The following is a 295-nucleotide window of genomic DNA, read 5'->3' on the forward strand; positions in this document are numbered from 1 at the left end:
GTGCAGATCGGCGTGATCAAGGGCAAGGCCGCCGAAGTCGACCTGTTCCCGATGCTGAGCAAGCGCCTGGTCCATCTTGGCTCGACCCTGCGCTCGCGGAGCCACGACGAGAAAGGCGCGATCATCGCCGAACTGGAGCGCCAGGTCTGGCCGCACGTGCGCGCCGGCACTGTCCGGCCGCAGGTGTTCCGCACCTTCCCCCTGGAACAGGCGCGCCAGGCCCACGAACTGATGGACTCCGGCCAGCACATCGGCAAGATCGTCCTCACGTAAGCTCCATGAGGCCGCTCAGACC

1 protein-coding gene is annotated in these 295 nt (G+C 66.8%); it reads left to right on the forward strand.

The genetic code is table 11. From position 1 onward, the window contains the following. Positions 1-273 (forward strand): zinc-binding dehydrogenase (locus tag ACLJNW_RS24395; RefSeq protein ID WP_410961242.1); only part of this gene is annotated, 273 nt, incomplete at its 5' end. Between the last annotated feature and the right edge of the window lie 22 nt (positions 274-295).

It is taken from the genome of Salmonella sp. SAL4457, assembly GCF_046548235.1.
GTDB lineage: Bacteria > Pseudomonadota > Gammaproteobacteria > Enterobacterales > Enterobacteriaceae > Salmonella > Salmonella enterica.